Source organism: Companilactobacillus nuruki, from assembly GCF_002872255.1.
GTDB classification, from domain to species: domain Bacteria; phylum Bacillota; class Bacilli; order Lactobacillales; family Lactobacillaceae; genus Companilactobacillus; species Companilactobacillus nuruki.
This window is the reverse complement of record NZ_NIPR01000052.1, coordinates 127,757-153,401: the sequence shown is the minus strand read 5'-3', so window position 1 is coordinate 153,401 and position 25,645 is coordinate 127,757. Positions and strand designations below refer to the sequence as shown.

The window sequence follows — 25,645 nt, the reverse complement described above, 5'->3', positions numbered from 1 at the left end:
TAAAATAATGCTCCTTTATATGTATATTTTAATTATACTTAATTGTTTTGAAAATGCTTAAAAAAATACTGCGAAGAAGAAGAAATTCTTCCTTAATAGTTAGCAAAACCCCAAGGAATAATATAAAAAAATTAATTGTTAAGTTTTCTGAAAAAGCCTTTTCATTAAGATATTTAGATGATATAACTTTCTTAGGCATGGAGGCATAATGCTTATGAATAAAAATTTGCGGAAGAATTTTGATGATAAAAGAAGAGTTAGTTGGTTAGCTATGTTTGGTATTTTTTTAGCTTTCATTCTTCTGATTTTTTAGGATTAAACATGCTTATAGATGGGAAAAAATGTAGTATTCTTTAATAGAAGACTACAAAAACTGAGACTGAATATAATTTAGTCTCAGTTTTTTTAAATTGGAGGTGAAAAATAATTCTGAAATATCAAATAGAAAACATTTTATATGCGGGTATAGTTGGGGATGCGTTAGGTGTACCGGTAGAATTTGAGAAACGAGACTCCTATAGTATTGATTCGATGACTGAATTTGGTACATGGAAGCAACCACTAGGGGCTTGGTCAGATGATACCTCATTTTCATTACCTTTGATGAAGAATCTGACCGATCAAGGTAGCTATGAGGATTTAATGAAAAAATTTGAGAGTTATGTGTTTCATAATGAATATACTCCCGACAAAATGACTTTTGGAATAGGAAATACTTGTTCAAAAGCAATTAGGAATTGGTCTGTAAGGCATTATCCGGCTTTAGAGTGTGGGGATACGAGTATTTATTCTAATGGTAATGGAGCTCTGATGCGTTTAGCTCCGTTAGCAATTCATCTAGTTAATGAATCGGATATTAAAGTACGCTTGAAATTAACTAGGGAATATACATCTTTGACTCATCGTCATCCAAGAGCCATTGTAGCGAGTTATATATATTTGGAAATATTGCACGAATTATTAAATGGCAAAGCCCTAATATCAACATTACATTCTTTACCAGCAAAACTTACAGAAGTTTTGAAAAATCGTCCAGCTGAATTGGATGAATTACCTCAATTTGAAGCCATGTTTAAAGATGATTTTGGTAGTTTATTAAGGAAAAATATTAAATCAACGGGGTATGTAGTGGATACTCTATTGGCTTGTGTCTGGTGTGTATTAAATTCCACCAGCATTGATAACGCAATTATTTTAGCAGTGAATTTGGGTGATGATACAGATACCATTGCCAGTATTACAGGAACATTGAGCAGTTGTGAATGTTTAGAAGATCATGTGAATGATACTCGGAGAGGTCAACTACGAAATAAAAAATTACTTGAAAGTATTATAGGACCCTTTGCGATTAAAGAGTCACGGTAGCTATCTTATGAATTCTTATTTAAGTTTAGTTAGGGTGTAAGTGAGACGGATTTATAGATTGGATGCCGCACTCCGCTGCGAAAGGAACGATTTGGAACGCCAAGGGCACGACTTAAAGCCAAGAAGATCACTTGTCTCTAAGCCCGGCCTTATTCTAAGCGGGAAAACCCGCTAAGAATAATTTCTTGGCTGAAATCATCCTTTCTCCGTTACGTGCTAAATAACCATTGCTATTTTGTCGCTTAACGTTGCAATAAATACAAATATTAAAAGTATTAAAAAAATCTGCATTGATATCTATGTGTTCTATTACAAACACGATTAGATAATCAATACAGATTTTTTATTTTGAACAACTAAAGTTATTTTGATAGCAAAACATACAACAGTTGTATAGTCTGGAACAAAAGTTAAAATCGGCTCAGCTATGAAATTTTACTTAGCGAGTGGTTTTCTCGCTTAGTAAAAGACCGAGCTTGGAAATCGCGCGTAGCGTGAGTTTCAAGTCGCGTCCATAGCGTTCCAGCCGAATTTTAATTTTTGTGGAAGACGACAAGTACTTACACCCTAACTAATCTTAAATAAAGATTAGTTTTTAGGTTGAATTAAAGAATTATCGGAATTACCAAACCATTTTTTATTAATTTTTTGTAGTTCGCCGGTATTGGCTAAATTTTGTAGTCCTTGGTCGATTTTTCTCTTTAAAGTTTTATCACCTTTACGCATACCAACAGCGAAATCCTCACCATCGAAGCCGCCACGTGTCACACGATATGATGCGGGGTCTTTTTCTTTACTAATGTAGTATCCGGCATAAACACTATCGATTAGTAAACCTTGAATACGATTATCATCCAGATCCATTAAAGCATTATTGAAAGAATCATAGAGCACTGGAGTTTTACCTTTGATGTAATCTTTTAACATCTTGGGCTTTTCGTCTAACAAACTTGCACCTGAAGAACTAGTTTGTGCACCAAGGGTTTTACCCTGCATACCCTGAAAGGATGTAATATTTTCGGCGGTCTTGGTTACCAGAACTTGACGATTGGCCATGTAAGGGCGAGAAAATAATAGTTGATTCTTGCGGGCAGGTGTAATCGTATATCCATTCCAGATTAAGTCGATAGTTCTATTACGCAGTTCAGTTTCTTTCATATTCCAGTCAATGGGTTGAAAGTCAGCCTTAATACCATATTGTTTAAAGACTGCTTTAGCTAGATCAATATCATATCCGACTAATTTTCCGTTCTTTTCACGAAAACCCATTGGAACAAAGGTATCATCTAGGCCGATGATAACCCGACCTCTTTTTTTAATTGATGACCAAGTATCAGTTGTATTAGCTTCTTGTGCGACTGATTTTTTATCATTGCTGCAACCAGTTAATAAACTAAAGAAGGCTAATAAGGTCAGGAATATTAAAAATTTTTTCTTCATATTATTAATCCCCCTATGATTAATTATTAAGTGGTTTAACTTCAAGCAATTGATCTGCAATTTTTTTAGCAAAATCAGGATCATGGGTAATAACTATTTGAGTAATACCTGTTTTCTTCAAGTCGAGTATTACTTGTGCAACGGTATCACGAAGGCTGGGATCTAGAGCACTTGTTGGTTCATCGTAACAAAGAATTTGTGGTTGCATGGCTAAGGCTCTGGCAATGGCAACACGTTGTTTTTGACCACCAGATAATTCAAATGGATATTGATCTTTGAGACTTGTTAAACCTAATTGATTCAAAATTTCGTCTACGTTTTTTTGAACAGTATTTTTATCTTGTTTTAAAACTAATCCCGGAGCCAAAGAGATATTCTCCATAACGGATAAGTGGGGAAAGAGATTAAAATCTTGGAAAACGACTCCAACGACACGTTCTTTAACTGACTCGTCAAATGGATCAAAAGGTTGGTTATTTAATGTAAAAGTTCCAGAATCAACTTTTTCAAGTCCAGCAATACAACGAAGTAGAGTAGTTTTACCGGCACCACTAGGTCCAACAATACTGAGAATTGAGTTATCTTCAACTTCAAGATTTAGATTATCAAGAATGGTTTTACCATCAAAACTTTTAGTAATATTTTCTAATTTCAACATATTTTCTCTCTCCTAACGGTAATAACTGAAACGTTTTTCTAGAACTTTTAACACCCACGTACAAATTAATGTTAATAATAAATAAATAATACCAACTAAAACCAAAGGCAGTAAGGTAACATCACGAGAACTAGCAATATTTCCGGCTCGCAGCAGATCGCCTAAGCCAATAACGTAAACTAATGATGAATCTTTAACCAAGTTGATGACCTCATTACCAATAGAAGGTAAAACAATTTTTACAACCTGAGGAATAACAATTTTACGAATAGTTTGCCAATAGTTAAGTCCTAAAACTTTTGCTCCCTCAAATTGTCCTTTATTAATGGCTCCAAAGCCACCACGGAAAATTTCTGCAAAATATGCTGTGTAGTTAAGAATAAAGGCAAATAATGCGGCATCATATCTTTCAAAAACAATATGTGCAAATGGCATATTTGGTAGACCATAGAATACAAAAATGAGTTGCAATAGTAATGGAGTTCCTCGCATCACCCAAATATAAAATGAAATTATCCAACTAAGTGGTTTAAATTTAGAGCTACGACCTAATGAAACCAAAACTCCTAACGGTAAAGAACAAATAATTGTCCAAAAGAAAACTTTTAAGGTCATTACAGTACCACTTAAAAGTGATGGTAGAATTTCAAAAATATAATTCATCATAATATCTCTCCCCTTTATCAAATATAAAAAAACGTCCACTAGCAAATATGCTAGAGGACGTCGCAACGTGGTTCCACCTCGAGTTTGTTAGTATCTCACAACACCAACCTCAAGAAGTTATTGTAACTTGTAGTATAAAAAAAGCCCCCTTAGTCAAATGACTAAGAGGGCGAATTTCGCGGTACCACCTCTGGTTTCTAATATCTCACGATATCAGACTCATGAAGTTACAATAACTTCAGCTGTAACGGTGCTACCGAAATGACCTACTATGATTTCAATCATTTAACTTACAGATGTGTTTCATCAAGGACTAGATCAACTCGCACCACCGTTGACTCTCTGGACTAATTTGCTCGATTACTCTTCTGTCGTCGTTCTTTATATTTGTTTTGAAATGTTGAAGTTATCGTACGACCTAAAAACAATCTTGTCAAGCTTTTTCATAAAAAATTGACAGATGATGCTATTTATAATATATTGTTAGTGAAATGATATTATACGACGTATAGTATTAAAGAAATGAGGAGATAATATGGCAATTCAAGTATCGACTGAGATTCTTGAAGGATCGGTTTTGGCCTTATTGACTACTGAAGATTATTATGGTTATGCAATAACTCGTGAAGTTAAAAAGTTTTTTCCGATTTCTGAATCAACAATGTATCCAATTTTGCGTCGTTTAAAAAAAGAAGACTGGTTAAGTACATATGATGAAGCTTATGAAGGACGTAATCGGCGTTACTATAAGATTACTGAGTCAGGTAAAGATCGTCTGAACGAAATAAAGCAAAATTGGCAAGAATTAAAAACAGCTACAGATAATATTCTGGAGGGGAACAATGAAGAATAAGGCTATTGATTCATATATTGATGAATTTCAAATATATCTGCATCAATTAAGTGATAAGGAACAACAAGACGTTTTAGAGTTTTATCGTGAATATATTATTGATGCCAACTTACAAACATCTGACGCTATTATTAACGAATTGGGAACACCAAAACATTTAGCGAGAAAAGTTTTGGCTGATTATTCAATTAAGATGTCAGAAGAAAATTATCGAAATGTAGATAATGGACAAATGACAAGTAACGAACGTTTTTCCAAAAATCTTAAGATGATCGGGTTAGTAATTTTAGCTTTGATGGCATCACCTCTTGCCATAATAATAGCAATTGTCCTGATTCCTTTAATTTTACTGTTCATAGGATTATTTGTATTTTTTGTTTTATTATTTTTATTCTTAGTGGCAATGTCTGTGGTTCTTGGTATTGGAACGATTTTTGTAGGAATTTCTGTTATATTCCAATCGTTTTCAACGACCATCTTTTTCGTGGGCTTGGGCTTAGTTATCTTGGGAATAGATTTCTTCTTGATTCCAATTATTGTTGCTTTATTCAAGTGGTTCTTTAGTGTTGTAGTCATTTTCTTCCGTTGGTTAGGTAAGAAATTGTTACATGGTAGAAAGACCCCAATGAAGGGAGAGAAGAAGAATGCGTAAATATTTTGTAACGGGATTTTATTTATTGATAATTGGTGGAATATTATTACTTGGTGGAATTGTGATGGGGGCTAATCGTTCCGTAGTATGGGATCATGGTTTCAAAGTAGCCCAAGTAAAAGATGAAACCTATCCATTATCCGATTTTAAAAATATTTATGTGGAAAGCCGCGATACAAACGTAAATATTAAGTTTGGTGATCGTTATAAAATTCATGTATCAGGAGATAAATCGCAAACACCAACTTATAAAGTAAAAAATAATACATTGACCGTTAACGGAGGCGCCAAAAAGGGACGAATAGGTGTAGATGTATTAGGACATGAAGATGTAACCATTACAATACCGATGAATAAGAAATTAGATAACGTTAATATTAGAGCAGCCAATGGAAATGTCCGTATCAGTGATGTAACGATTGAGAATCTTATTAAAACAGCCAAAGATATGGATTATGATTCTAACATGTATATCACAGATGCAACGGTAAATAATGTTCCTAAGTTAAATTTATATAACGCCGTTTTAAATTTGAAGAATACTAAAATTAATAATATATCTCTAGTTTCAACTGAAAAATCTAATATTAATGTTTCAAATGCGACTGTTTCGAATGCCAGTTTTAATCTTGATGATTCAGAATTGAATATTAAACAATCGAATCTTGATAGTGTTAAGTCAATGTCTAATCATAGTAAAGTCTATTTAAGTAAATCTACTCTGATGAACTATAATAAATTTCATTTATATAGCAAAGGAAGTTTTCATGGTAAAGAGTTAACTGTTGATGGGGTTAATTTGAAGAGTACAGATAAGGGACTTGTTCAATATTTTGATAAAAATTATGGCGATAATTATCAAAATAAAGCTGATTCTTCCAACTCATTAGAAGTTAAGAGTACAAATGGCTCTATTACCATTAAGTAAATTAGGTTGTTGTAATTATTTTTGTTATAATGGCGTTATTGCAATTGTGAGGGGTATTGATGAATAACGCTAATAATCGTATATCTGCCTTAGAAATTAGACGAGAATCTCATCGAGCTTTTAGAAAAGATATTAAAGGAAATATTTCCCTTAACGTAATTCCAATTCTATTGAGATTTTTGGCAGTATATTTTGGAATGAAAATTTATACAAAGTGGATGGCTAATTTGAATGTTAACTTGGCTAATCCTGAACAGGCTAGTCGACGTTTATCCGAAATTTCGACAAGTATGGCTAATGATCCTAGTTCGGCTAATAATTTTATGTTAACTTTGACACCAGAAACAAGTGTGGCCGTTTATGCCTTTATGTTTTTCTTTATTATGGTTTGTGTAGGTATATCTTATACACTAGTTGATAGATTGCGTAATCCTGATTATCAAATCAATTCTTTAAAAGATAGTCTACAGGCTTTCACAGGAAGGTACTTCTTTCCAATGTTATTTATAACCGCATTATTTGGATTATTTCTGGAAGCTGGCTTTATGCTTTATATTATTCCAGGAATTTGGTTCTTAATGATATTCTCACAGGTTTTTCTGGTTTTTAAAGATGATGTCGAGGATGCCGGTAATTGGAATTTGAGAATGGTAGTTTCTACATTTAATCGAAGCTCCGTGTTAATGCGTGGTTATAAGTGGACGTACTTTTCTCTTTGTTTAGAATTTTTCTTTTGGGAAATTCTAAACGCTTTAACGCATGAATTACTTTCAATTTGGCTACAACCATATGAACAGTTAACAATGGCTATTTTTTATCAAAAGGTTTTGCAAAATAACCAAAAAAATAATAAATAACTCTAGAAAAACATAATTTGATTTATTTAAAAATAAAGGGTCCCTAGTAATCAAAGTACGATTACTAGGGACCCTTATTTTCTGTTATCTGTTTTCTACGAAAATATAATCGATGGCTTTGGCGCCAATAGTAATATTAGTGCCATCTTCTTTTTTAACAACTAATGAATTATCAAATTTCTCATGCTTGATGACGGTTATAATGTCATCAATTTCTAGATTCAAGCTTCCAAAATATTGAAGAAAATCATAATTGTCGGAAACACGAACAATTTGAACACGGTCTCCATCAGAAATCATGCTAAGTAATTTGTCATCGGCATCTGTTTCACCTTGCCCATTGCCGGGAATAATACCACCATGTGGGCAACGCTGAGGATGATCCAAAAAGTCGTTTAGATGATTTATTAACTCATCATCTGAGGCATGTTCGAGGGCATCGGCATTATGATGAACGTTATCAACAGGATATTTGAGACATTCATGTAAAAATACTTCCCAGAGTCGGTGGGTGCGTACCAATTTTTCGGATACTTTATTACCCTTTGGTGTTAAAACAATTTTATTATAGGGGGAATGTGTTAAGTAGCCTTCACTGGCTAGAGCATTCAACATTTCCGTTACAGATGGAGCGGAAACATTCATGATTTCTGAAATTCTTTTGTTAGTTATTTTGGTGAAATCATAATTTAATTCATAAATGGTTTTTAGATAATTTTCTTTGTTAGGGGACAATTTTGCTACCTTTCGTTTAGCCTAATAATATTATTAGCCATTCTATTATAACGCATATTATTCAACTTTGATAAGACATAATGTTAAAATAATTAAGAAGAAAAGGGATTCCAAAGCTATAAATTGGATTATCCCTTGAAAGAGGGGAGGGAGTTTATATGAGTGAACCAAAACGTCGTTTTGATTGGTTTGGATTTATTATTGGTTTGATATCTTTGTATGCAGGTTACTTAGTTTTATGGTACCCGCTAAGGAGTCTATCAACCGTTGCAATAATCTTTGGTATTTTTGTGATTTTACGTGGTGTTTATCAATTGTGGTTTGGATCACAAATGACCAAATTTTTGGGTGTTCGTAGTGGATGGACTATCTTTACTGCTATCGTTAATATTATTATTGGTATCATTTTTGTATCACATGTTAACGTTGGTATTGTGGTAATCATCTATATGTTTGCTATTTGGTTCTTGCTAGATGCAGTCTTTCAAATTCTTACATCTCGTTTTTATCATTTCTTTGGTAAGAAGTATTATATCTTGATTGTTGTATTGGCATGTTTGAACCTACTATTTGCCTTTATTCTGCTATTCAATCCTGTTCTAGCTGGTGGATTTATTGTCTTTATGTTGGCATTTTTCTTCTTTGCTACAGGAATTTCCGAAATTATTGAAGCATTTTAATGAAAAACATTTTCTACATATATTAAATTTGTTAAAATGTATGTAGAAAGTGTATTGCCGTCTTAGCTCAGATAGGTAGAGCATCACCATGGTAAGGTGGGGGTCGTCGGTTCAAATCCGATAGACGGCTTTTAGATAGTTTCAAAATAATTTTGATAAGGTCTCTAAGTGTCAGTATTACAGCATTTAGGGATTTTTTAATTTGTGAGTTTACTTCTAAATTTTATATAAATATAAATGCTTTGCATAAGGAATTAAAGTTTGGCTTTAAAGATCATCTAGTTTTTAAAACTAGATATCATAGTTTACATTATTAAAATAAATGTTATTATTATCGGAGATTGAATTAGTTCAGGAGGTGGCAGAATGTATCAAATATTGACCGATTCAGAATGTGATTTGCCAATAGAGACATTGCAAGCAGGTAATGTTGATGCGATTAGCTTCCATATAAAAATAGACGATCAGGAACTCGTTAATGACTTTGGAAAAAGTTATGATATTAATGAGTTTTATAAAAGGATAAAAGCGGGAGCTTTGCCTCAAACTACTCAAGTAAATGTTGGAGAATATGTTGAGTTTTTTGAACCATATGTTGAAAAGAAGATACCCATCGTTTATTTAGGCTTTTCTAGTGGGTTGAGCGGTTCTTTATCCAGTGCTAAGCAAGCTAGAGAGATTCTATTGGAATCATATCCAGAAGCAGATATTAGAATAGTTGATACGTTGGCTGCTAGTGGTGGCGAAGGATTATTAGTTTTGAATGCTATAAAATTACAGAATTCTGGATTTAGTTTGGACGAATTAACCGCTTGGTTTGATAATAATAAACAACGTCTCCAATCATGGTTTACGGTTGATGATTTGAACCATCTTTATCATGGTGGTCGAATTTCTAGAACTTCAGCTGCTTTAGGGACATTGTTACAAGTGAAACCAATTTTAGATGTTGATCCTGATGGAAAATTAAGAATGGTTTCCAAGACAAGAACACGTAAGAAATCATTGTTTGAATTGGCTAATAAAATTGTTGATGCTATGCAAGATGATAAGGATCAACCAGTCATTATTACTACTAGTGGAGATTATGAGGCCGCGGAAGTAGTTAAGAAACAAATAATCTCAAAAATTAGTAAGGCCGACATTAAGATCCATTCAATCGGAATGACCATTTCTAGTCATACAGGATTTGGGTGTGTTGCTGCTTTTGCTATTGGTAAAGAAAATCGTAATTGAGAGTAATCAAAAAACGTCTAACAATATATTGTTAGGCGTTTTTTGATTATAACAATTTATTATATTTTGTGATCGAAATATAATTGACAATGAATTTTAGTAGGTCAATAATTGGATATAAGTAAAATTATTACCTGCATTAATATTAGATAATAATTATTCTAAATTTGTGAGGGAGATTTAGTTAATTATGTTAACAAAAAAGGGAAAAGAATGGGCTTTATCTTGTGTGGCAGTGAGCGCTGCAATTTTAATGGGAACGTCTACAACTGTTCGTGCAGATACGAATACGAATACTAATACCGCATCGGTTTCAAGTACGTCAGACTCAGCAGGTTCTGATGCAATGAACAGTTCAGATTCTAATGAAACAAATAATTCGGATACTGTTGTAATTCAAAGTGCTCAAGTAACAAGTGCAACGCCAGAGTCAGTGAATGATGCTGTATCAGATGGCGGTCATGTTAGTGATGACTTTACAAATGAAAGCCAAAATCAATTGGGCTATGCTTCTAATTTTCATATTTTTGCTAATGAAGCAACATTAAATACTCATACAAATGGTAATGTGGCTGTGGGTGATTTTTATGGCAATGTTAATTTTGGAACTAATGTTACGGCCAATGGTGGAGTAGATAAGGAAATTTCATATATCCAACGTCCACATAATATTTCTAGCAGTTCGTTTGTTACTAGTGGAGAGAATAGGGACAATAAGGTTGTTTTTGGAGCTGATAATGATATTGATATTTCCAATCCTAATCGTCCAGCTATTAATAATACTAATCTAGATCATATTAATGCTGGAGAAATTTATCAAGATAAAGATGGTGTTTATATTGACGTTGCCAATTATTTGGATAATTTCTTAAGTAATAAATCAGCTAATTTGACCACTCTAACGCCTCAAGTTTCTGTAAAAAATAGTGATTTTCCTGATCAAAATCAAAGAGTTATTAATTTAGAGGATTATGAAACAACAAGTGATAATAAGATTGTAATTGATTTGGATCCTAGTGTTTTACAATCGGGAACACCATTGACTATTGCTGGATTGTCAAAGGATTCTGGTGGAACAAATATTATTATTAACGTTGATACTAAAGGACAAGATCCTTACGATATCAATTCTCAAATTAAGTTGATTTATAATGATGGCTCAGCAAATTATACAGAACGACCAAACCAAGAGACTGAGTATTTTGATGATAATCACTTACTTTGGAATTTCTATGACAGTACAGCAACTGATAATTTGTATGCAGGACAAATTAACGTAGATCGTCCCTTCCAAGGAAGTGTTTTGGCACCTAAGGCAACTGTCGTTGTTAATCAAAACCTTGATGGAAATATTGTCGCCGACAAGGTAAAAGTAAACGCGGAAACTCATAGATGGGATTTTCAAAATGATTCGGATATTGAAACTGAATATGATAAACCAGTAACTATTCCTGGAGAATTACCTGAACTTCCTGGTGAGGAAGATAATGATGGCAGCAATATTAAACATCCCGATGAGGAAGAGGATGAAGATATTGATCCTGATACCGGCGAGTTAGTTGATGAAGATAACGGCGGTGGGGATGATAATATCATTGATGTTGATAATGGTAGTAATGAAGATGACGTTGCTACAGATAGCAAAGACTCAGAAGGCGTTACCGATGAAAGTATCGTTCATGGTGGTTCTGAAGGAACAAGTTCAAATAGTAGTGATAATGAGACGTCTTCTGAAGATAATTTAAGCGATGGTCTATTATCAGATGTTATTGGCAATAATAAAGATGAATCACAGACACCAAAAGTTAATAACAATTCAGGTCTTTTACCACAAACAAGTGAAACGAATGGAATTTTAATAACAATCGTTGGTTTAATAGCGTTAGCCTTTGGCTTGATCTTAAAGGCAACACATATTAAAAAGGAAAATTAATTATAAAAATTAAGAAAAAATATTCAGTTTCTGAGTAGTGAAGTAAAAAGCCTAGTAATCAATTCCGATTACTAGGCTTCTTTATTATATATGTTTTACTTTTGTTTATTTTTCTTTAAACTGTTTCCAGTTAGTAAATAATTAATACCAGGAATTAAGTTTAGAATCCAAATTATCAAAGTTGATAAAACAATTATTGTCAGGTATCTAAGAAAAGTAGCAGTTAAACCATGAAAGGATACATGTTCCATAAACCAAGGTTCTACGTACAGAATTAATAAATTATGAATTAAATAAATACCAAATACTAGAGGCGATAGGAATTCAAAGGTTTTGACGATAAGGGTATTTTTGATAGAACTTCCAAGCTTTTGCAAAAGAATAAAAGCTGCGATTGACATTATGGGAATGAAAATAGATGTAACATAGTATCCGTTGTTAGGATCAAATACCTTTGGAACAATTTCTGAAATAAAATTTCCGAATAACCCAGAGATTAAGAAAATTAAAAATAAAATCCAATTATTAATTTTTTCTACTTTTAAACGTGTTAGTAGATATCCGAGGATAAAGTAACCAGTAAATCCACCTACTAAAAAGAAATTAGCAATTGGGGATAATTCTAAAATGTGATTCCAACTTTTAGGCAACATTACGGCAATAGAGGGCAATAATGAGCAAGTAATTAACCAGATTCCAGTAACATAAATTAACATCTCGGTCGTCGCATTTTGAACGAAGGTTTTAATAGCAGGGGATAAAATATAAATTCCAATTAAAGGATACATAAACCACAATGTAGGAGATGTTGGTTGATAGAGAATAGTTTTAACAACATTTAATACATTTTTTGTAGACAATGAATGAGCATATATTCCGACCACAATGGGTGAAATAATTGACCATAAGACAAACGGTATAACGACCCTGGGTATCCGTTGTTTCCATGTGTACTTCAAAGATGTTGTTTTTTTACTACTTAATAAAAGCGACCCAGAGATCATAAAGAAGATTGGAACACTTATATGTGCTAAATAGTTTGAAATTTTAATTACTTGCCATTGACCGGTGCCAACGTTTTTCATTGTGTCAATGGCCGAGACGTGAATAAATATAACCAATAAAATAGCAATAACACGGATAAAATCAAGATAAAATATACGTTGTTTTTTATTCATTAATAATTCCTCCATAAATACTCTATTAATAATAGTTGAAAACGGATTGAAAATGAAGCATTGTCGTATGATATAATGACAAAGTAAAATTATTGATTGGAAGAAGTTTAATATGCGCGTAGGAGAATCCCCAGGGACAGACTTTGCTAGATATGTAATTTGGATTGTATTTTCTATTGTTACTTTGATGTTGAAGAATAATTCGGCTTCACAAAAAGGATTAGATTTACCAATTGTTATTGCCTTTTTTGTTGTTGGTATAGTTACGTTATTCTTAATGATTAGAAAGTATATTCGCGAAGAAAAATCATTTTCTGACACTGCAGAAGGTTTTGTGTATTCATTGGTATCCAATATTGGTTTGGTAAGTTTAATGATTATTATGGTTTGCCTATTAAGGATCATGATCAGTTATTTACAAGTTACTGGAAAATTACCAAGTTTTCAAAATGATGATGTTACTAGTTCGGATCAAAATGTTTTTCTTTTTAATATGGTCGCTAATGTTTTTGTTATAGCAATCCAGCAACAACTGGTTCAAACAGGATTCTTCTTTAATTATTTCTTTAGAAAAAGTTCTGCTTATAGTGCTATTATGGGAATTTTATTGAGTGGTGTGGTCGCTGGTTTAATTAGTTTACCCGGTTCAATCATCCAATTTCTAATGATGACGGCATTAGGTTGGTGTTATGCACTTACTTATCTATATACTAAAGATGAAAAAATGGCGGTTTTTGTGGCTATGATCAGTGCAGCAGTAGGAACGATTATAATTTAGAAAAATACAAAATAAAGAGTGCCAGTAATCGTTTTGATTACTGGCACTCTTTATTAATATTAAACAACTTAGTTTATTGTTCGAGAATCAAATCCTTTTCGCTCTTCAGCAATGGAGAGATATTCTTATCAACACAGAGTGTTAGACTATGCATTGCTCGTGTACAAATAGTGTAAAGTACATCAACGCTACGCTTGTCAGGATAATTATTTGCTGAGATATCATGTCCGATTACGGCATCGAATTCTAATCCTTTAGCCAAATAGATTGGTAGGATTAGGATTCCCTTTGGAATTGATCTAAAATCGGCATCGACCAAAGTAACGATTGATTCATCACTGAAATGAGTATATATTTGTTCAGCTTGAGCCTGATTTCGTGTCAAAATAGCCACAGTATCATAGCGCTTATTTAATTCTTTAGCCGTCTCTTTGAGCCCTTGATAGTAGTTATTATTATCGAAAACTTTGATAACTGGATTCTCACCTTGACGAGAAAATGCTTTGATCTCATTTCCTTTTGGTAATAATTTGGTAGCAAAATTAGTTATCTCAGCAGTTGAACGATAACTTTGATTCAAGGTAATTGTGGTAAGTTTCTTTTTACTGAAAAGTTCGGTAACCTCAGTTACAAGATCATTCTTTCGATAGGAACTAGTCAAAACGTCCTGTGCACGATCACCTAAGAGGGTCATTTTAGCATTTGGAAACGAATGAGCAATATATTTCAATTGGGCCATAGTATAATCTTGTACTTCATCAATAAATATATGTTGAATAGCATGATTTATACCACCATCTGTAATCAAATCACGTAAATATAAGATTGCCACAGAATCGCTAAGATTTAGTTTGTGAGTTTCGATTTGGTCGTCAATTGATTCAATCATGGTTTGCCAAATGTTATCAGACACTAAGTTTTGTTTCATATCATTTAGCAAAAAAAGATATTCTTTATAGGGGTTAAAGAAATAATTATTAACCAAAGCATTATAAATTGGAGCATATCGTTCGCGAAGAAATTCTTCAGCAATGATATCACGTTGATTAGTTGATTCTTGAATATTGTGGTCAGTAATTATTTGTTGAAAGTCTTCATCTGACAGGTTATCAATTTCTGATTGTACCCAATCCTGTTGGCGGTCATCATGAATTCGTTTTTGCAATCGTTTGATTAGAATATTTTTAGTTTTTAAGAAACGGTCAGGAATATGATAGGCATGATTGACTGTATCATATATTTTAGATATTTCTTCTTTAGTGAAAAATGGTTTACCCTCAAAAATAACATCTTCAAAATGAAGGATATGCTCGGGATGATTAGTTTCAAGTTGTTCAAGTTTATCTAGGAAGTCACTACTTTCCTTATAGAGTCGAATTTTGACGGTTGTCTCGGGTAAGTTATGTTCATCTTTTTCATAGCGTTCAAATAGAGTTTCCACTTGGACACCGCTTAAACGTAAAGAGATGAATTCATTTAAAGTGACTTGACGCATATTTCGTTCACCCAAACTAGGCAGCACCTCTGAAATATAGTTACTGAATAGTTTATTGGGGGAGAACAAAACAATATTATCAGCATTCATAGTTGAACGACTATGATATAACAAGTAAGCTACACGTTGTAAAATAGCAGACGTTTTACCAGAGCCTGCCACACCTTGAACTAATAGAATGTCTGAGTGAGTATCACGAATAATAGTATTTTGTTCATGTTGAATTGTAGCAACGATATTTTTTAAATACTCATCACTGTATTCGCTAAGAACTGATTGCAAGATTTCATCGCCAACAGTCTCATTGGTATCAAACATGGTTCTGATTTTGTTATGAACGATTTGAAATTGACGCTTTTTCTTAAGATCAACCTCGGCAGTTCCATTGGGTGTTTGGTAATGGACTTTTCCTAAGATACCGTTGTAATAGATTCCCGAAATGGGGGCCCGCCAATCGTAAATTAGAAATTCTCCGTTGTCATCTTGTAAGGTAGAGGTTCCAATATAAAGCGTGTCCTCCTCACCATCTTCAACAATATCTATCCGTCCGAAGTAAGGTGATCCCTGCAAGTTCTCGAGTTTTAATTTGTCGGAATTTAAAATATTTTCGTTTTCAACGGCTAAGGCAACTAATTGTTTCTGTTGTTGGACAGACGCATTGGTTTCCATTTGATCATCGATTTCAGTAGTATTAACTTTTGTGTTTTCACCATAATTTCTTTCAATACGGTTAGTTTCTTGGTGTGCTTGAGCAATACTTTGATCAACACGCTCAATTTTTTTATCAATTTTTTTTGCAACGTCATTAACTCGTTGTTGTTCTTCATCTTTAGATTGATTAATCGTCATTCAAACTACCTCTCGTTGACAATTTGTTGTTTTTTCATTATGCTATTAGCAATTAGAGTATATTAAAGCATAGACATTTTTGAGTACTAATTCAAGTAAGTTGGTTCAGAGAATAACTTCATGGCTGAAAAAGTTATCGACCTTGTTTTAGGAAATGGTTACGGGTAGTTACCTTATAACTTGTAAGTGGTAGATTAATTCTACAAGACAGGTGGTACCACGTATTAGCGTCCTATTATTTATATGAATAATAGGACGCTTTTTTTAACACAAGACTGTTACTTTAACAGCCTTTTACTCAAAATTCAAATCTATTTAGCTTTAATGATAATCCAGGAGGAAAAATATGAAAACAAATACAATTTTAACCGGTGATCGTCCCACAGGAAAATTACATATTGGACATTATTTAGGGTCATTGAAGAATCGTGTTAAACTTCAAAATGAAGGTAAGTATAAGATGCTTATCATGATTGCTGATATGCAAGCTTTTACTGATAATGCCAGGAATCCAGAAAAAGTTCGTAATAGTTTGATCCAAGTAGCATTGGATTATTTGTCTGTAGGAATTGACCCTAATAAAACAAATATTTTAGTACAATCTCAAATTCCAGCTTTAAGTGAATTAACAATGTATTATTTGGATCTTGTTTCAGTTTCTCGTTTGGAAAGAAATCCAACTGTTAAGTCGGAAATTAAACAAAAGAGTTTTGGCCAAAGTATACCTGCTGGATTTTTAACATACCCTGTTAGTCAAACCGCTGATATCACTGCATTTAAGGCCGATACAGTTCCAGTTGGTGATGATCAAGAGCCAATGATGGAACAAGCTCGTGAAATTGTTCGTACTTTTAATAACACTTATAATGTTGATACCTTAGTTGAGCCAGAAGGTTATTTCCCACCTAAGGGACAAGGTAGACTACCTGGTATTGATGGTAACGCTAAGATGAGTAAGTCTTTGGGAAATTGTATTTATTTGTCAGATCCAGCAGATGTGGTAACTAAGAAAGTTATGTCAATGTATACTGATCCTGATCATATTCATGTGGAAGATCCTGGTAAGATTGAAGGAAATACAGTTTTTACATATCTTGATGCTTTTGCTACTGACAAAGAGAAGGTAGCTGAATTAAAGGAACAATATCAAGCTGGTGGTTTGGGCGATGTTAAAGTTAAACGTTATTTAAATGATGTTCTTCAAGAAATCCTAGAACCAATCCGTAATCGTCGTGCGGAATATGAAAAAGATTTGCCCGGTGTTTACGATATTTTGAAAAAGGGTAGTGATGCAGCTAATGTTGTTGCAAACCAAACCCTAAAAGAAGTTCGTCAAGCCATTGGTGTCAATTATTTCGACTGATTTTGAAAATATAAATCACTTTTCTGAAAATATGTTGCATTTGACTCTTGATTTTATCAAGAGTCAGGTGTAGCATATTTTTTGTTCTAAAAAAAGAAAGTTTTTTTTAAAAAAATGAGGTGATATTCATGGACGATTATAATTTGAATGGTTTTGTAATGAAATATACACAAATTAAAAAAAGAATTGCTGCTAAGTATTTAAAAGAAGAAAACTTAAATGCTTTTGAAAGTATTCTACTATCAATTGTCTATAAACATACAGAATGTACTCAAGATAGACTCGGTGAAATCACTATGTTTGATGGTGCGAGTGTTGCTCGTGCTCTGAAAAAACTTGAAGATCGCGGTTTTATATTCCGACAGGCCGACCCAAATAATGGCCGTAAAAAGATTGTCCACATTACTGATGAGGGGACAAAGCTTTATGACAAGGTTCGTAATGCTTTTCATGAAAGTAATGAGACGATTTTCAAGGGCATAACTTCTGAGGAACAAAAACAATTGGAAACTATTTTAGAAAAGGTTTATGAAAATCTGGACGAAGTCAAAGATATTTTTCAAATAAAATAGAGAAGAGGAATTTATTATTATGGCAAATGATAATAAAGCAATTTTGGATGCCCATGGGAAAACTTTTAACCGTAATCTTTTGGTTTTAGTTTTACTTGTGGGTACCTTCTGTACAGTTTTAAACGGTACAATTTTAACTACCGCATTTCCAACATTAATGAAAGAATTTAGTGTAACGACCTCTGATGTACAGTGGTTAACAACTGGATTCTTAATGGTAAACGGTATTATGATTCCTGTTACTGCTTGGTTAAGTAATAATTTTAGTACTAAGATCTTATATATTATCGCAATGTCGACTTTCTTAGTCGGTACAATTATGTGTTTTGTAGCACCTAATTTTGGTACCATCCTGGCTGGACGTTTGGTTCAAGCTGTTGGTGTTGGTATTACAATGCCATTGATGCAGATGGTTATGCTATCAGTCTTTCCGGCTGAAAAGCGTGGTGCTGCCATGGGTCTAGGTGGTTTGGTTATTGGACTTGCTCCTGCTATTGGACCTACACTATCAGGATTTATTATTGATAACTTTAGTTGGAGAGATTTGTTCGGAATGATTATTCCTATCGTAGTAATCGTTTTGATCTTAGCATTTTTCTTTATGCGTCCTGTTATCCAAACTCATCGAAGCAAATTGGATATTCTATCATTAATTGAATCAACTGTTGGTTTTGGTGCCGTACTTTATGGTTTTTCATCAGTTGGTAATGACGGTTGGGGTTCTATGGAAGTTATCGGATCAATCGTTGTTGGTGTAATTTTTGTTCTTTTGTTCGGTTATCGTCAATTACATATGAAGACTCCTTTCTTGGAATTAAGAGTTTTCAAAGAAAAGAAATTCGCTATCGCTGCTGCATTGTCATCTGTTACTAATATGGCTATGATCGGTGTTGAAATGGTTTTGCCATTGTATCTACAGATTGTTAAGGGAATGTCAGCCTTCCATTCAGGCCTAACATTACTACCTGGTGCCTTGATGATGGGTGTTATGAGTCCAATTACTGGTAATGCTTTTGATAAATTTGGACCTAAAGATTTGGCTCGTATGGGTATGTTCTTGTTAACTGCCGGTACAATTCCATTCTTATTCCTAACAAAATCAACACCAGTTTTAGATATCGTTATTCTTTACATGATTCGTATGTTTGGTATTTCAATGGTTATGATGCCAGTTACTACTGATGGTATGAACGCGTTGCCATTTGACCTAATGAGTCATGGTACAGCTGTTAATAACACGGTTCGTCAGGTATTTAGTTCAATGGGTACAGCTATTTTAGTATCTGTTCTAACTAACGTTACAAATAATCTAAAGCCAGGCAAGTCATTACTTACTCAAGCTCCATTGGCATACAAAGACAAGTTCTTTGATGCCACTTTAAACGGCTATCATGCAGCCTTTGCTGTAGCTATCTTATTCTGTGTAATTGGATATATTATCAGTTTGATGGTAACTAATAGTTCTAAATCAAAGAGTATTGATACTGATTTGAAAAATACAAGAATGGCAGGTGAAGCATAATGATTATTGTTTCAATTATTATTTGTGCCGTTTTAGGATATTACTTTGCTGTTTTTGTACCAAATAAAAAAGTTGGTTATCCAGTTTCATTTACTTTTATTGCTTTGTTCATTTTAAGTTTGGTTCTTTTGATCTCTAACGAATATGGTCATTTTGGAATGAAACAGACAGTCAATGAAAAAACTTATCAGATCCAATCAGTTCAAAAAGGTTCAAACCTTTTGCTTAAAAAAGAACTTGGTACTAATGGTAAAGAAGATGTTTATATTTATCGGACCCCAGAGACGGCTAATGCTAAAAAGCCAGAGACAACTAAAGTCGATTCACATGTAAAGAATACTGTGAAGACTGGCGATTATTCGGCCGCTACTTTGACTAAAAAGACAACTCGTTGGGAGTATAAGAACGGTTTCTATTCATTCCTCTTCGGTATTTCTGACAATAATAAAGAATTTGTTAAACAGACTAATACCTTTAAGGTTGGTAATGATTGGTTAGTTTTGACAACCACTCAAGCAAGCCAACTACAAAAGAAAATGAAGAGTAAAACTTTCCAAGCTCAAATGAAGCAGGAAGGTGAAGCTTATGTTAAGGCTGCGGTTGTCAAAGCCATGCAAGCTAACCCTTCAATGTCTGCCACAGAGCAAAAACAAGTTATGCAACAAGCTCAAAAGGCTTTTAAGGCACAGGCTCAAGCTAAATTGATTCAAGAGATTAAGAGTCAAAAATAGTAAAATATGCTTAGTTTATAGACAATATAAAAATAAGATCAAGTGACTATGGAAAATAGTTATTTGATCTTATTTTTTTGCAATAATCGGAAAGGGTACGTTATGTCAAAAAAGATTGACATTCTGTATAAAGAACAGCAAATCAAGAGTTCAAAGAAGCATTTTTAATATTCCTCCAATACAATAATAATGAAAAAATAAATATGTTTAAACATTATTGCTGTATAGAAAAGGGGAGTTTATTATGCATAAAGGTTTGAAAATCACTTTATTCTCAGGATTAATATTATCTTTTATGACTTTATGCCATCCTATATCCGTTAAGGCCACAGATAGTTCGACCGCTATTCAGGGAATTGTCGAAACTAACAAGATAACTAGTCTATATACTAAAGAGGGTTCTCTGATCAGTAATCGCGGCCTGTCTAGTAATAGCGATTGGTATACGGATCGAAAATTGAATCATAATGGGGAAACATATTATCGAGTGGCAACAAATGAATTTACTAAAGCAAGTGATGTTAAATTAACTTTTGGTCAATCTAAGATTGGAATCGTTAGAGTTAAAGCAGCAGGAGCGGTTAGTTATTCTCGTGGAGATGAGAATTTTTATCGTAATGGTCAAACTAATTTTTCCGCTGGAACGATTTGGAAATACGACCGAGTTGGTCAGAGTAATGGTATAACTTACTATCAGATTGCTACTAATATCTGGATCAATAGTGATGATGCTACAACAGCTATCGGATATCAAAATCCCAATGGTTGGTTACAAATCCATAGTAGTCAAATTCGGCCTGTTGGAACTGTAGGATATGAATTGTATAACGGTGTTGAAGGTATTAAAGTCTGGTTAGTTAGAAGATACTTTGGGTTATCTAATTCACATACCGTATATGACAGTTCGGTTATTAATAATGTAAGAAACTTGCAGAGAAAAATTGGTCTACCAGTAACAGGTATTGTTGACCTCGCAACTTGGAAGGCTATGGGATTTAGCGAGAGTTCATGGTATAACATTGACTCATATGTTGCACCGCTTAAGACTAATGAATTTAGTACACGTAATAACCATATTGAAGCAATGATCAGTGAAGCATATAGGTATTTAGGACAGCCTTGGATCTCTGGTGCCGCCAGTTCCCCCAGTTATGGAGTTGACTGCTCTGGTCTAGTAACACAAGCCCTCTATGCCTCTGGAATTGATCCAGCACCCGTGTCAGCAATTCAACATGCTCAACCCGGAAATGAATGGAATAGTAGAATGATGTGGTCTGATAGTAGGATACCAAGAATCAATTATAATAATCGTCAAAGAGGAGATTTGATTTTCTATACTGATCCATCAACTGGAGCCATTTGGCACGTTGGTATTTTGTTGGACAAGGATACAATGATTGAGTCCTGGCCATATATGGTACAAGTACATTCTATTTATTCTGGTCGAGGTAATATTGCGGGTGTAAAAAGAGTTTTTAATTAAAGATAGATATAAAAATCAGAGTGGGAATGGAAAAAAACTTGTTCTTAAATCAAGGAGACCTAGTAATCAAAATCGATTATTAGGTCTCCTTGTCTTAATGATCATAAACTTTTTAGAAGAGTTATATGAATTTTATTATATTGATATTATTGTTAATATATATAAATACTGAAAAATTTACCTTGGGAGGAAAAATAGTGGGAAAACATATTGTATCAGGAATTGTGGCACATGTTGATGCGGGCAAAACAACACTTTCAGAAGCCATGCTATATCAATCTGGAAAATTGCATAAATTTGGTCGTGTAGATAATGGAGATGCATTCTTAGACCCTGATGTATTAGAGAAAAAAAGAGGCATTACTATTTTTTCCCATCAAGCTAGTCTTAAATATCAAGATTTGGATTTAACTATGTTGGATACCCCAGGTCATATTGATTTTGCTAGTCAAACTGAACAAGTATTGAGTGTACTTGATTATGCTATTTTGGTTATTTCGGCAATTGATGGTGTTCAAGGTTATACAAGGACACTTTGGAATTTATTAAAACAATACCAAATACCTACATTTATTTTTGTAAATAAAATGGATAATGAAGGTACTGATAAAGAGCGGATTTTGCACGAATTAAAAACAACACTGATAGATAGTTGTATTGATTTTAATGAATTATCTGAAGAGAGTGTTGAAGAAATAGCTATGCAAAATGACGATGTTTTAGAAGACTTTTTAAATACGGGTCGTTTGGATGATGAAATAATTAGAAGAATGATTTCAGAACGAAAAATTTTTCCATGTTATTTTGGTTCAGCCTTAAAAATGTCTGGCGTTAAAGAATTATTGTCAGGATTAGAAAAATGGACACAAGAAATGATTCCTCAAGATGAGTTTGGAATTAAGGCTTTTAAGGTTTCACATGATGAACATGGAGAACGATTGACTTGGGTACGTGTTACTGGTGGTATTTTGAAGAATAAAACAGTTTTACTGAAAGATCAAAAGGCTAATCAGTTGCGAATTTATAATGGTTCTAAGTTTGAATTGAGTAAAGAAATTCAAACTGGTGGAGTTTGTGCCATAACAGGATTGAATGATACTTATCCAGGAATGGGTCTGGGGAGTGAAAAAAATAGTAGTAAACCATTGATTCAACCAGTTTTAAACTATGCGGTTGATGTAAGAGATAATGACGTTCATAGTGTGCTGATAGCCCTGCGTCAATTGGAAGATGAAGATCCTCAACTACATGTCACGTGGTCTAAGCAGTTGCAACAACTTCGAGTTCAAATTATGGGAGCTGTGCAGTTAGAGATTTTACAGCAACTATTAGAACAACGTTTTGATTTAAAAGTGGCCTTCATCGAAGGGAAAATTCTTTATAAGGAAACCATTGTTAAAAAAGTTGAGGGTGTAGGACATTTTGAACCACTGCGTCATTACGCTGAAGTCCATTTGCTTTTAGAACCTGGTCCTAGGGGAAGTGGGTTAACCTTTGACTCCAGTTGTAGTTTAGATGTCTTAAGCAATAATTGGCAGCATCAAGTTATTACTAATCTGGGTTCAAAAGAGCATTTGGGAGTTTTAATTGGCGCACCAATCACAGATATGAAAATAACATTAGTTGGTGGAAAAGCTAGTAATGTACATTCTGTTGGTGGTGATTTTAAAGAAGCTACTTGGCGTGCAGTCAGACAAGGATTAATGATGCTAAAAAAAGATGGGTGTCAATTATTAGAACCATGGTATCGATTTAGATTAACAGTCGAGCAAAATCAAGTAGGAAGAGCAATGAATGATATTCAAAAGATGAGCGGAAATTTTGAAACACCTGAGAATATTTCGGGACAAGCGGTCTTAAATGGAACTGCACCAGTTTCTGAGATGCAAGATTATGCTCAAAAACTTCGTGGCTATACACATGGTCAAGGCCAATTAGAATGTTTTATAGATGGATATCGTCCTTGCCACGATGCTGAAGAGATTATTCAAAAAGAAGACTATGCCCCAGTGTCAGACTTAGAAAATACTCCTGATTCAGTATTTTGCGCTCATGGGGCAGGTTATCCAGTAGCGTGGGATGAAGTTCCGAAGAAGGCGCATGTTCCTTATAAAATTTAAAAATAAAGTATAAATTATTTGGCTTTATTCTTACTTGATAGTAATCTATTGTTAGGAATGATTATCGAATATAATGAGGTTCATCAACACATTAAGGAATGGTGTATTGTGGAGAAAATAATTGAAATTAAGAATTTATCCTATCAAGTAAAAGACACTAAAATTTTGCATAATATTAATTTGAATATTGAAGAAGGGGAAGATGTAACTTTTGTCGGTCCTTCAGGGAGTGGTAAAAGTACTTTAATGCGGATTATTGCTTCAATGATTAGTGCTAGTTCTGGAGAGGTACTTTTTAAAGGACAAAAGATTGAAAACATTGATCCAATTGAATATCGTCAAAAGATTTCATATGCCTTTCAACAACCAACACTTTTTGGGAAAACTATTAAAGACAATTTGGCTTTTCCATTTGAAGTTCGAAAGCAAGAGTTCGATCGTCAAAAGGTGACTGGATATCTGGAAATGGTCAATTTAAATGAAACATATATTGATAAGAGTGTGAACGATGTATCAGGTGGAGAAAAACAACGAATCGCCTTATTACGTAATTTGATTTTTCCACCCGAAGTATTGATAACTGATGAGGTAACCACAGGCTTGGATACTGAAAATAAGGCAATCGTTCATCGAATGTTAAAGGATTTCAATGAGCAAGGATTAACCATTTTAAAGGTTACTCACGACGAGACTGAAATTAATGATGCAGCAATTAAAATAACTATTAGGGATGGAGAGATTGCAAATGTCTAATTTAACGGTTTCTAATTCTACTTTGATGCTAGGCTTTGTTTTGGTTATTGTGGCTTTAGTAATTGGTTATATTGAGAAGTTACATATTGATAAAGATATAATTATTGGTGTTATTCGGGCAGTTATTCAATTGTCTGTCGTTGGGTATGTTTTGAAATTTATAATTAAAGCCAATGATAATTGGTTAACATTGGCCTTTTTCTTAATTATTGTTATGAATGCATCTTGGAATGCTGGAAAACGCGGTAATGGAATTCCTAAGGCTTTCCAATCATCGTTATTAGCAATCTTTGTTGGAACAACAGTTACATTAACTACCTTAGTTTTAACAGGATCAATTAAATTTGTTCCTGAGCAGATCGTACCAGTCACGGGGATGATTGCTAGTAATATAATGGTTGCAATAGGTTTGAGTTATCGTAATATGAAACAAACTTTTACCGATCGTCATCAACAAGTTTTAGAAAAATTGGCTTTAGGAGCAGATATAAAACTAGCTTCTTTAGATATTTTAAGAGACAGTATCAAAAGTGGGATGCAACCAACAATTGATTCCATCAAAACATTAGGACTAGTCAGTTTACCAGGAATGATGTCTGGTTTGATATTTGCTGGAGTAGATCCAGTTAAGGCGATTAAATATCAAATAATGGTTACTTTTATGTTACTGGCTTCCACTAGTATTGGTTCGATTATTTCGTGTTATTTAGCTTATAAACAGTTCTTTAATGAGAGAAAACAATTAAATAATGATCTGATTTCTTAGCTTTCTTCAAATAGGCCTACTATGTGGGTCTA

At 33.6% G+C, this 25,645-nt stretch carries 23 protein-coding genes, 1 tRNA gene and 1 other annotated feature; of the genes, 18 read left to right on the top strand and 6 right to left on the bottom strand.

Going from position 1 to position 25,645, the window contains the following annotated elements; genetic code table 11:
* Positions 1 to 423: 423 nt before the first annotated feature.
* Complete coding sequence (locus CBP76_RS11195) at positions 424 to 1,365, top strand: ADP-ribosylglycohydrolase family protein (protein WP_102196943.1); 942 nt, start codon at positions 424 to 426, stop codon at positions 1,363 to 1,365.
* Between the two features lie 588 nt (positions 1,366 to 1,953).
* Here CBP76_RS11195 and CBP76_RS11190 read toward each other — a convergent pair.
* From CBP76_RS11190 to CBP76_RS11180, 3 genes are read right to left on the bottom strand one after another with little or no spacing between them, the layout of a single operon-like run.
* Complete coding sequence (locus CBP76_RS11190) at positions 1,954 to 2,805, bottom strand: amino acid ABC transporter substrate-binding protein (RefSeq protein WP_102196942.1); 852 nt, start codon at positions 2,803 to 2,805, stop codon at positions 1,954 to 1,956.
* Positions 2,806 to 2,824: 19 nt separating this feature from the next.
* The gene (locus CBP76_RS11185) at positions 2,825 to 3,463 is read right to left on the bottom strand and encodes an amino acid ABC transporter ATP-binding protein (RefSeq protein WP_102196941.1); all 639 of its coding nucleotides are present in this window, start codon (positions 3,461 to 3,463) and stop codon (positions 2,825 to 2,827) included.
* A gap of 12 nt (positions 3,464 to 3,475) precedes the next feature.
* Positions 3,476 to 4,129, bottom strand: a complete 654-nt coding sequence (locus CBP76_RS11180) for an amino acid ABC transporter permease (protein WP_102196940.1) — start codon at positions 4,127 to 4,129, stop codon at positions 3,476 to 3,478.
* 162 nt (positions 4,130 to 4,291) lie between these two features.
* Positions 4,292 to 4,513: a binding site (T-box leader), on the bottom strand.
* A gap of 151 nt (positions 4,514 to 4,664) precedes the next feature.
* On the opposite strand from CBP76_RS11180, the gene CBP76_RS11175 reads away from it, so the two are divergent.
* The 4 genes from CBP76_RS11175 to CBP76_RS11160 are packed head-to-tail and all read left to right on the top strand — an operon-like array spanning position 4,665 to position 7,419.
* Positions 4,665 to 4,982, top strand: a complete 318-nt coding sequence (locus CBP76_RS11175) for a PadR family transcriptional regulator (RefSeq protein ID WP_102196939.1) — start codon at positions 4,665 to 4,667, stop codon at positions 4,980 to 4,982.
* Entirely contained in the window at positions 4,972 to 5,634 is a 663-nt protein-coding gene (locus CBP76_RS11170) for a DUF1700 domain-containing protein (RefSeq protein WP_102196938.1), read from the top strand. Before CBP76_RS11175 ends, CBP76_RS11170 begins: the two co-directional genes overlap by 11 nt.
* Positions 5,627 to 6,562 (top strand): DUF4097 family beta strand repeat-containing protein, encoded by a 936-nt coding sequence (locus tag CBP76_RS11165; protein ID WP_102196937.1) that lies wholly within the window; start codon positions 5,627 to 5,629, stop codon positions 6,560 to 6,562. Before CBP76_RS11170 ends, CBP76_RS11165 begins: the two co-directional genes overlap by 8 nt.
* A gap of 59 nt (positions 6,563 to 6,621) precedes the next feature.
* Positions 6,622 to 7,419, top strand: coding sequence for a DUF975 family protein (locus CBP76_RS11160; RefSeq protein ID WP_102196936.1), 798 nt, complete (start codon positions 6,622 to 6,624; stop codon positions 7,417 to 7,419).
* Between the two features lie 84 nt (positions 7,420 to 7,503).
* Here CBP76_RS11160 and CBP76_RS11155 read toward each other — a convergent pair whose 3' ends face one another.
* Entirely contained in the window at positions 7,504 to 8,154 is a 651-nt protein-coding gene (locus CBP76_RS11155; RefSeq protein ID WP_102196935.1) for a metal-dependent transcriptional regulator, read from the bottom strand.
* Between the two features lie 158 nt (positions 8,155 to 8,312).
* Here CBP76_RS11155 and CBP76_RS11150 point away from each other — a divergent pair, with 158 nt between their 5' ends.
* The 4 genes from CBP76_RS11150 to CBP76_RS11135 all read left to right on the top strand — a co-directional run bounded on the left by CBP76_RS11150 (position 8,313) and on the right by CBP76_RS11135 (position 12,003).
* Positions 8,313 to 8,834 (top strand): HdeD family acid-resistance protein, encoded by a 522-nt coding sequence (locus tag CBP76_RS11150; RefSeq protein ID WP_102196934.1) that lies wholly within the window; start codon positions 8,313 to 8,315, stop codon positions 8,832 to 8,834.
* Between the two features lie 56 nt (positions 8,835 to 8,890).
* Positions 8,891 to 8,964: transfer RNA gene (locus CBP76_RS11145), tRNA-Thr, on the top strand.
* 236 nt (positions 8,965 to 9,200) lie between these two features.
* Positions 9,201 to 10,070: a DegV family protein gene (locus CBP76_RS11140; protein WP_102196933.1), complete on the top strand. Its 870-nt coding sequence runs from the start codon at positions 9,201 to 9,203 to the stop codon at positions 10,068 to 10,070.
* A gap of 190 nt (positions 10,071 to 10,260) precedes the next feature.
* On the top strand, positions 10,261 to 12,003 hold the full coding sequence (locus CBP76_RS11135; protein WP_102196932.1) for an LPXTG cell wall anchor domain-containing protein: 1,743 nt from the start codon (positions 10,261 to 10,263) through the stop codon (positions 12,001 to 12,003).
* A 95-nt stretch (positions 12,004 to 12,098) separates the two neighbouring features.
* Here CBP76_RS11135 and CBP76_RS11130 read toward each other — a convergent pair whose 3' ends face one another.
* On the bottom strand, positions 12,099 to 13,181 hold the full coding sequence (locus CBP76_RS11130; RefSeq protein WP_102196931.1) for an acyltransferase: 1,083 nt from the start codon (positions 13,179 to 13,181) through the stop codon (positions 12,099 to 12,101).
* A 112-nt stretch (positions 13,182 to 13,293) separates the two neighbouring features.
* Here CBP76_RS11130 and CBP76_RS13245 point away from each other — a divergent pair, with 112 nt between their 5' ends.
* Positions 13,294 to 13,959, top strand: a complete 666-nt coding sequence (locus CBP76_RS13245; RefSeq protein ID WP_102196930.1) for a CPBP family glutamic-type intramembrane protease — start codon at positions 13,294 to 13,296, stop codon at positions 13,957 to 13,959.
* 73 nt (positions 13,960 to 14,032) lie between these two features.
* Here the strand turns inward: CBP76_RS13245 and helD are convergent, their stop codons facing one another.
* The gene (helD, locus tag CBP76_RS11120; RefSeq protein WP_102196929.1) at positions 14,033 to 16,303 is read right to left on the bottom strand and encodes an RNA polymerase recycling motor HelD; all 2,271 of its coding nucleotides are present in this window, start codon (positions 16,301 to 16,303) and stop codon (positions 14,033 to 14,035) included.
* Positions 16,304 to 16,649: 346 nt separating this feature from the next.
* On the opposite strand from helD, the gene trpS reads away from it, so the two are divergent.
* From trpS to CBP76_RS11080, 8 genes are all read left to right on the top strand, one after another.
* The gene (gene trpS / locus CBP76_RS11115; RefSeq protein WP_102196928.1) at positions 16,650 to 17,666 is read left to right on the top strand and encodes a tryptophan--tRNA ligase; all 1,017 of its coding nucleotides are present in this window, start codon (positions 16,650 to 16,652) and stop codon (positions 17,664 to 17,666) included.
* A 128-nt stretch (positions 17,667 to 17,794) separates the two neighbouring features.
* On the top strand, positions 17,795 to 18,238 hold the full coding sequence (locus CBP76_RS11110; RefSeq protein ID WP_102196927.1) for a MarR family winged helix-turn-helix transcriptional regulator: 444 nt from the start codon (positions 17,795 to 17,797) through the stop codon (positions 18,236 to 18,238).
* Between the two features lie 19 nt (positions 18,239 to 18,257).
* Entirely contained in the window at positions 18,258 to 19,760 is a 1,503-nt protein-coding gene (locus CBP76_RS11105; RefSeq protein ID WP_102196926.1) for an MDR family MFS transporter, read from the top strand.
* On the top strand, positions 19,760 to 20,491 hold the full coding sequence (locus CBP76_RS11100; protein ID WP_102196925.1) for a DUF4811 domain-containing protein: 732 nt from the start codon (positions 19,760 to 19,762) through the stop codon (positions 20,489 to 20,491). Before CBP76_RS11105 ends, CBP76_RS11100 begins: the two co-directional genes overlap by 1 nt.
* Before the next feature lie 244 nt (positions 20,492 to 20,735).
* A complete protein-coding gene (locus CBP76_RS11095; protein WP_102196924.1) occupies positions 20,736 to 21,974 on the top strand; it encodes an NlpC/P60 family protein in 1,239 nt (412 codons plus the stop codon).
* A gap of 197 nt (positions 21,975 to 22,171) precedes the next feature.
* A complete protein-coding gene (locus CBP76_RS11090; protein WP_245865761.1) occupies positions 22,172 to 24,094 on the top strand; it encodes a GTP-binding protein in 1,923 nt (640 codons plus the stop codon).
* A 108-nt stretch (positions 24,095 to 24,202) separates the two neighbouring features.
* On the top strand, positions 24,203 to 24,847 hold the full coding sequence (locus CBP76_RS11085; RefSeq protein WP_245865758.1) for an ABC transporter ATP-binding protein: 645 nt from the start codon (positions 24,203 to 24,205) through the stop codon (positions 24,845 to 24,847).
* Positions 24,840 to 25,613 carry an ABC transporter permease gene (locus CBP76_RS11080; RefSeq protein WP_102196922.1) on the top strand — a complete coding sequence of 258 codons (774 nt, stop codon included), beginning with the start codon at positions 24,840 to 24,842 and terminating at the stop codon, positions 25,611 to 25,613. Before CBP76_RS11085 ends, CBP76_RS11080 begins: the two co-directional genes overlap by 8 nt.
* Positions 25,614 to 25,645 lie beyond the last annotated feature (32 nt).

What these genes read in the sequence shown, in the direction of transcription:
- CBP76_RS11160 (WP_102196936.1), top strand. Translation starts at nt 6,622, where the DNA reads ATGAATAACGCTAATAATCGTATATCTGCCTTAGAAATTAGACGAGAA.
- CBP76_RS13245 (WP_102196930.1), top strand. Translation starts at nt 13,294, where the DNA reads ATGCGCGTAGGAGAATCCCCAGGGACAGACTTTGCTAGATATGTAATT.
- CBP76_RS11190 (WP_102196942.1), bottom strand. Translation starts at nt 2,805, where the DNA reads ATGAAGAAAAAATTTTTAATATTCCTGACCTTATTAGCCTTCTTTAGT.
- CBP76_RS11140 (WP_102196933.1), top strand. Translation starts at nt 9,201, where the DNA reads ATGTATCAAATATTGACCGATTCAGAATGTGATTTGCCAATAGAGACA.
- trpS (WP_102196928.1), top strand. Translation starts at nt 16,650, where the DNA reads ATGAAAACAAATACAATTTTAACCGGTGATCGTCCCACAGGAAAATTA.
- CBP76_RS11150 (WP_102196934.1), top strand. Translation starts at nt 8,313, where the DNA reads ATGAGTGAACCAAAACGTCGTTTTGATTGGTTTGGATTTATTATTGGT.
- CBP76_RS11170 (WP_102196938.1), top strand. Translation starts at nt 4,972, where the DNA reads ATGAAGAATAAGGCTATTGATTCATATATTGATGAATTTCAAATATAT.
- CBP76_RS11080 (WP_102196922.1), top strand. Translation starts at nt 24,840, where the DNA reads ATGTCTAATTTAACGGTTTCTAATTCTACTTTGATGCTAGGCTTTGTT.
- CBP76_RS11185 (WP_102196941.1), bottom strand. Translation starts at nt 3,463, where the DNA reads ATGTTGAAATTAGAAAATATTACTAAAAGTTTTGATGGTAAAACCATT.
- CBP76_RS11110 (WP_102196927.1), top strand. Translation starts at nt 17,795, where the DNA reads ATGGACGATTATAATTTGAATGGTTTTGTAATGAAATATACACAAATT.
- CBP76_RS11165 (WP_102196937.1), top strand. Translation starts at nt 5,627, where the DNA reads ATGCGTAAATATTTTGTAACGGGATTTTATTTATTGATAATTGGTGGA.
- CBP76_RS11130 (WP_102196931.1), bottom strand. Translation starts at nt 13,181, where the DNA reads ATGAATAAAAAACAACGTATATTTTATCTTGATTTTATCCGTGTTATT.
- CBP76_RS11175 (WP_102196939.1), top strand. Translation starts at nt 4,665, where the DNA reads ATGGCAATTCAAGTATCGACTGAGATTCTTGAAGGATCGGTTTTGGCC.
- CBP76_RS11135 (WP_102196932.1), top strand. Translation starts at nt 10,261, where the DNA reads ATGTTAACAAAAAAGGGAAAAGAATGGGCTTTATCTTGTGTGGCAGTG.
- CBP76_RS11100 (WP_102196925.1), top strand. Translation starts at nt 19,760, where the DNA reads ATGATTATTGTTTCAATTATTATTTGTGCCGTTTTAGGATATTACTTT.
- CBP76_RS11095 (WP_102196924.1), top strand. Translation starts at nt 20,736, where the DNA reads ATGCATAAAGGTTTGAAAATCACTTTATTCTCAGGATTAATATTATCT.
- helD (WP_102196929.1), bottom strand. Translation starts at nt 16,303, where the DNA reads ATGACGATTAATCAATCTAAAGATGAAGAACAACAACGAGTTAATGAC.
- CBP76_RS11105 (WP_102196926.1), top strand. Translation starts at nt 18,258, where the DNA reads ATGGCAAATGATAATAAAGCAATTTTGGATGCCCATGGGAAAACTTTT.
- CBP76_RS11180 (WP_102196940.1), bottom strand. Translation starts at nt 4,129, where the DNA reads ATGATGAATTATATTTTTGAAATTCTACCATCACTTTTAAGTGGTACT.